Genomic DNA, 6,000 nt, shown 5'->3' on the forward strand with positions numbered 1-6,000 from the left:
ATTTTTCTTTGGCCGGGTTGAAGGTTGAAAGAAGCATAACAGCACCAATACTGCCAATGCACCGGTAAAAATAGGCAAGATTCACCATGACTCGTAAATATCTGGACATGAACCAGCACGATGCGCTGTACAGCGTGGCGCGCCGCTATCCCGGAGGCCTGGACATGCTGGCCAAGGAGATTGGCATTTCCGCCAATGTTCTGCGCAATAAGCTCTCGCCCACCATTTCATCACATTACCCGTCGTTCGAGGAGGTTTCCATCATTGTCGAGCATTGCCACAAGGCTGGCGTGCAGGAAGCGCTGATGCCGCTGCATGCCTTGCTGAACCGGCACGGCATGGCGGCCTTCGTCGTGCCGCAGCCGGAACAGGTTGGCCGCGACGACCTGTCGCAGACGGTATGCCGGGTGATGAGCGAAGTCGGGGCCGTGGCCGAAGCCGTATCGAGCGCGCTGATGGATGGCGTTGTCACCAACGCCGAAGCGGACCTGATCGAGCGCGAATTTCATTCTGCGTTATCGGCCTTGGGCGAATGGCGCGCGCGCCTGCGCATGCGTACCGGCGCCAGCTGAGCGTGGCGCCGCTGCGCCATGGCGCGCGGCGCCAGCGCCTTATTGCGCCTGCGGCGGCGCCGCTTGCGCCGGCTTGAGCGAACGCAGGAACAGACCGAGTCCGCCGATCGCCAGCACCAGGATGGCAATGAGTTCGAAGGCCGTCATGGTGCGCAGGCTCATGCTGACCGAGGAAATCACGCCGAACACCAGCGCCGCGAACGAGCACAGGGTGATCAGCCAGCCAAGGTAGTTCTTCGAGTTGTAGAAAACCATACCGATCCCGATCATCAGCGGAATCAGCACCATGCCGCCGCTGACGCCAAATCCCGAACCGATGCCGAACAGGCGCGTGCTGAATCCAAAACTGGAACTGACCACGATCCCGTTAAGCAGTAAATAGAAGCCGCCGCACATCATGATCAGGCCGAGAAAAAACTGGCCCGTGCCGCCGCTGGTTCCACCTGCTCCGTTCATGTCCAAATCTCCGCTGTTCAAATAATGTCGACACTATAACAAAAAGTAATTCGGGTAAACATATCCGCTCCAGGGAAGGCGAAACAGGTAGTTGCCGGATGGCTTGTGTCTTTTCTTCGCTACACCAGCGCCGGCACCGGTTCGGTCACCACGACCTGGTTGCGGCCCTGGTGCTTGGCCTGGTACAGCGCCTCGTCGGCCGCGCGCAGCAGGGCGGCGGCATCGTCGCCGGCGCATGGCAGGCCGATCGCCACGCCGACGCTGACGCTCAACCGGCCGAGGTCGCTGTCGAGGTGTTCGATGTGGAGCGCCGCCACCGCGGCGGTCAGCACCTCGCCCATCGCCTGCAATTCGCCCGGGACCGGGTTATGCCAGACCACGGCGAATTCTTCGCCGCCATAGCGGGCGGTCAGGTCAAGCGGGCGGCGCGCCTGGCCAGCGATGACGTCGGCCACGGCTTTCAAGGCCGCGTCGCCACGGGCGTGGCCATAGCGGTCGTTATAGCGCTTGAAATAATCGATATCGATCATCGCAATGGCCACCGCTTGCCGGTCGCGCATGGCCTGGCGCCAGACGCGCTCCAGATGGATATTGAGCGTGCGGCGATTCGACAATCCGGTGAGGCCGTCGAGCGCCGCCAGTTCGTGCAGCAGGGTGTCGACCAGAAAAGTGGTGCGGATGCTGTGTTCCAGGAAATAGGCGCCGTACGCCCCCACGCCATTGGCCGCGCACATGAAAACGATCTGGTACAGGCGCGCCTGGGGATTGGTTTGCAGCGCGAATTCCATGACCACGAAGGCGCACAAGGTCACCATATTGGCGAACAGCGCGCGGCGCCATTCGAGGCAGGCGATCAGATACACAAAGAGCGCCACCAGCAGGATGCCTTCGTACGGGATCTGATAGCCGACATCGAGCGCACTGCCGATCACCGCGACCGTGCTCAGTCCCGTGACCAGGGCGGCGGTAAATACCGCCGTTCCGAGATACGGGCGCCACACAGCCCGGTAGCTGGCCAGCAGCACGATGATGAAGCTCGGGATAATCAAGGCCAGCCGGATGCTGACCGTGCGCACCGATACATAGGCGGGCAGCGTGGTGAGGTCGATGAGCACGAACATGATGAACAGGACAATGCTCACCCAGGCGGCGACGCGCACGCGCACCAGGTGCCCTTGTGTAAAAAACGCCTGGAACTGCCGTTCCAGCCCGTCCTCGAAACGCAGCCAGCGATAACCCTGTTCCAATGCGCGGCGATGCGGCGACATGCTGGCGTTATTCAGTAATTCTGGATCGATTTTCAGCATCGGCGGCGCGGGTGGATTGGTGGCGGCCACCCAATCATACGCGTGCAAGCTCATGCACAGCGCGTCGATTGCGCACGGACCCGGCACAAGGCACGCACGCGAGATGCAAGGCCGGCAATCCTGTCCGGGGCTATGATGGTGAATCGCCATTCACGCGGGAACCGAACACCATGAAAATCGCTGTTTTCAGCACCCAGGCTTACGACCGGCGTTTCCTGGACGAGGCGCTCGCCGCCCATCCGACGCGGCAGCAGATCGCCCTGGAGTATCAGGAAGCGGCGCTGGCCTTGCACACCGTGGCACTGGCGCAGGGCTGCGATGCGGTGTGCGCCTTCGTCAACGACCGGCTCGATGCACCCGTGCTGGAAGCGCTGCACCAGTGCGGCGTGCGCGCGGTGCTGATGCGCTGCGCGGGATTCAATAATGTCGACATCGAAGCAGCACACCGGCTGGGATTGTTTGTCGCGCGCGTGCCCGCCTATTCGCCGGAAGCGGTGGCCGAGCACACGCTGGCCCTGATCCTGACGCTGAACCGCAATACGCACAGGGCGTATGCGCGCGTACGCGAGGGGAATTTTGCGCTCGATGGGCTCCTGGGCAGCAATCTGCACGGAAAAACCGCAGGGATTGTCGGCACCGGCAAGATCGGGCTGGCGACGGCGCGCATTCTCAAGGGCTTCGGCTGCCGGGTGCTCGGACATGACCCGGCGCCGGCGCCTGAGTTTGCCGCGCTGGGGACCATGGTGGATCTACCGACCTTGCTGGCGGAATCGGACATCGTATCGCTGCACTGTCCGCTGGTGGACGCCACCCGGCACATGATCAACCGGCGCAGCCTGGCCGGAATGAAGCGCGGGGCGATGCTGGTCAATACCTCGCGCGGGGCGCTGATCGATACGCCGGCCGTGATCGAGGCGCTCAAATCGCGCCAGTTGGGGTTTCTGGCGATTGATGTGTACGAGCAGGAAAGCTCACTGTTTTTCCACGACCGCTCGGGCGATATCATCGAGGATGATGTGTTCCAGCGCCTGATGACGTTTCCGAACGTGCTGGTGACCGGGCACCAGGGGTTCTTTACCGTGGAGGCGATGAGGGAAATTGCGGAGGTGACGTTCGAGAACATCGATTGTTTCGTCAGTGGAAAGCATTGTGCTAACGAGATAGTCCTTTGATGCAGCGACCGTTTGATTCGCATTGAACACACTGGCGTTACCTGACGTTACCTCTCGCGTTTCAAGCGCACGCCCAACATGCCAAAATTGCTACCGTTTTTTGATTTTCCACCAATATAGATCGGGAATATCAGGTCGCCGTTTCGCGCAACCCAAGCATCGACGTTATGCGTCTTGCTGAGATCGACCAGCCGATACTCAACCGGCGCGATATCCGGCCAACTCATCTTGTTATTACGATCAACACCTTTCCATTTTACAATATCAACAATCATGAAACTGACCGTGTAATTTATTGGTCGATCCGTACACAAGTGCTCCCAATAATCTTTACAAAAATTTTTCCCAAGTGGCATGAGGAAGGTCATTTTTATTACTTCACCAATCGGCCCGTCAAAATCCATTTTTTCAGAATTGTAATTTCCTGGCATGAGCGACAGACCAGTCCATTCCATGCGAATTTTCTGGCCTATCGGAAGAGCACCGGCATGTGTAATCAGTTGACTTTCAATATTCGGCGGCACTTCTTTAAATTCATGAAAATCATATGAATCAACACGCCATGTACCCGCAAACTGAAGGGCAGGATTCTCAAATTTTCTCACGGCAGCCCTCGCATTTTTGGAATCAAATGGATAAGTTAAAATTACAAGCAACAGAAATTGAAGGATATATTTCACAATTTTTACTCTTTATTGTTTTCCACCTGCATGGATTTGTAAAGATAGCCACGTTCGCGTATATCTGGAATCAGGCTTCTTTTTCCTTGCCAAATAGCGTTTAACAATTCATTCTTCGGAGTCCCGTATTGATATGCATGCGATAGTAAAGCCGTTTGCTGCTCGGCAGTCAAATCCACGAAGTTCCTATATTTGGTATTTTTGATTCTATATTGATATAGCGATATAGTTTTTCCCAACGCTTCGTCCTGCGATATCTTGTCTAAAAAATTCGTCTACCGTGCGTTCAGAGTTAATGGATTTTTGCGCAAAAATCTGCAAGCGTCGCCACCAATAAGCTGGAAATAAGGCGTGATTTTTTCATGCAGAGCCAATAACTCCTCATCAGTAATTTGATGTGCTCCGCTATTTCCTTTTTTCATCATACGCAGAAACGCGTCCGGTGAAAACTGCCCTAAATCCACCCCGACTCCCACTGTTGTACCAGATTTATTGTCAGGCCTTCCGCCGTACCCTCCAGCGAGTCGAGGCACATCCGGCTCACGTATGTTTTGGTAAAATCGAATAACTGGCTTATCATTTTTTACATAAGCCCACCATGGAATGTAAGCAGCAGTGTGCTCACCACCTTCTAGTTCCAATAGTTTAGTAAAATCAATTTTAGTGCCATGGCGCTTGTTTATTTCATTTCCTATAGATTTTGGAAAGTCAATTTTTTTAGCACTCGTCATTTCAACGCATCCGGGATGACGGACGCGGCATGTTGCGTCGGGAACCCCTTGTAAATGCATAATTTTTTGCTCAATATTTTTTACTTTTTCCTTATAATTATCTTCTTTTTTACTTAATCCTTTTTTCTCTTTATTTAGCCGTTGTATTTCTTTTCTTGCCACTTCTTCGCTAGCTTTACATTCTTCCGCTTGCGCAATCAAATCACGCTCTCTCTGCAACTCTTCCTTGTCATAGTCCGGCAAATTTTCTTCCACTAGAGATACGTGCTTTAAAAGCGAGGAAGATTGTTTTTTCTTGCTCATCTTATGCGACTTCTTCCAAGTAAATTTCAATCCAATTTTGGGCGTAATCTACGTTCGCAGCCTTCGCGTGTATGAGGAAATACTTCATCATCGCGTCCATATTTTCCTTAGAACACATCAGCAGGTTTGCGCGCAAGATATCGAACCCCAAGATAGAAATCGAGCCAACGTCGCTCACCTTGTTTGCCTGGCAAACGAAATAGACTTCCCTTAAATCCGAAACCAATGCAGCCGCTGGATAATCCGTTGCGTGCGGATAATCACTCGTGTACCACGCCTCGGCCATCAATTTTGTCCACGCCCGACAATCCCTACGCATGGCCTTTTTTTCCTGATCCGCTGTGAACTCGATCATGCCCGACCTCTTCTCTATTGATGAATCCCGATATCGCGCACATCGAACTGCATCGCGCCCGGATCGAAAATACGACTGATCAACTTCGTCTTTTTTCCAGTCAGCGCAATAATCTTTCCGCTGCCGGCATCATCAAAATAGATCGTCCGGCACGCGCTTCCAAAAAAATCGCTCAGCTGATCGTTGCTGGCAAGCCGCACAAAGCGCGTGAATGCCCGCGCGTCGTAATAGCGGAAGTAGCAAACCACCCCTTCGCTATTGCGGACATAACTGTTTTTCTTGAGCTGCACCTTGAGACATCACGTTATACACAACTCCGAACTCCCTGTCGCCATGACGAGAAAACCCGTTAACATTCAAGGAGTTACAGCCGCCACTTGTAAACTGTAGCGAAATGGCGTTTACTCTTGCCTTTTGGACGACG

9 protein-coding genes are annotated in these 6,000 nt (G+C 54.4%); 2 read left to right on the top strand and 7 right to left on the bottom strand.

Features of this window, described 5'->3' with window-relative positions:
• Positions 1-86 precede the first annotated feature (86 nt).
• Positions 87-572, top strand: coding sequence for a phage regulatory CII family protein (locus tag F2P44_RS28880; protein ID WP_167092431.1), 486 nt, complete (start codon positions 87-89; stop codon positions 570-572).
• A gap of 39 nt (positions 573-611) precedes the next feature.
• Here F2P44_RS28880 and F2P44_RS28885 read toward each other — a convergent pair whose 3' ends face one another.
• Positions 612-1,028, bottom strand: a complete 417-nt coding sequence (locus tag F2P44_RS28885) for a hypothetical protein (RefSeq protein ID WP_167092434.1) — start codon at positions 1,026-1,028, stop codon at positions 612-614.
• Positions 1,029-1,147: 119 nt separating this feature from the next.
• A complete protein-coding gene (locus F2P44_RS28890; protein ID WP_167092437.1) occupies positions 1,148-2,389 on the bottom strand; it encodes a GGDEF domain-containing protein in 1,242 nt (413 codons plus the stop codon).
• A 116-nt stretch (positions 2,390-2,505) separates the two neighbouring features.
• On the opposite strand from F2P44_RS28890, the gene F2P44_RS28895 reads away from it, so the two are divergent.
• Complete coding sequence (locus F2P44_RS28895) at positions 2,506-3,507, top strand: 2-hydroxyacid dehydrogenase (RefSeq protein ID WP_167092440.1); 1,002 nt, start codon at positions 2,506-2,508, stop codon at positions 3,505-3,507.
• Positions 3,508-3,554: 47 nt separating this feature from the next.
• On the opposite strand, the gene F2P44_RS28900 is transcribed toward F2P44_RS28895, so the two are convergent.
• From F2P44_RS28900 to F2P44_RS28920, 5 genes are all read right to left on the bottom strand, one after another.
• Positions 3,555-4,187 carry a hypothetical protein gene (locus F2P44_RS28900; protein ID WP_167092444.1) on the bottom strand — a complete coding sequence of 211 codons (633 nt, stop codon included), beginning with the start codon at positions 4,185-4,187 and terminating at the stop codon, positions 3,555-3,557.
• Positions 4,188-4,192: 5 nt separating this feature from the next.
• Complete coding sequence (locus F2P44_RS28905) at positions 4,193-4,366, bottom strand: lysozyme family protein (protein ID WP_167092447.1); 174 nt, start codon at positions 4,364-4,366, stop codon at positions 4,193-4,195.
• 96 nt (positions 4,367-4,462) lie between these two features.
• Positions 4,463-5,221, bottom strand: coding sequence for a lysozyme family protein (locus tag F2P44_RS28910; RefSeq protein ID WP_167092450.1), 759 nt, complete (start codon positions 5,219-5,221; stop codon positions 4,463-4,465).
• A 1-nt stretch (position 5,222) separates the two neighbouring features.
• Positions 5,223-5,576: a hypothetical protein gene (locus F2P44_RS28915; RefSeq protein WP_167092452.1), complete on the bottom strand. Its 354-nt coding sequence runs from the start codon at positions 5,574-5,576 to the stop codon at positions 5,223-5,225.
• A gap of 14 nt (positions 5,577-5,590) precedes the next feature.
• Positions 5,591-5,866, bottom strand: a complete 276-nt coding sequence (locus tag F2P44_RS28920) for a hypothetical protein (protein ID WP_167092455.1) — start codon at positions 5,864-5,866, stop codon at positions 5,591-5,593.
• Positions 5,867-6,000 lie beyond the last annotated feature (134 nt).

It is taken from the genome of Massilia frigida, from assembly GCF_011682175.1.
Classification (GTDB): domain Bacteria; phylum Pseudomonadota; class Gammaproteobacteria; order Burkholderiales; family Burkholderiaceae_D; genus Telluria_A; species Telluria_A frigida.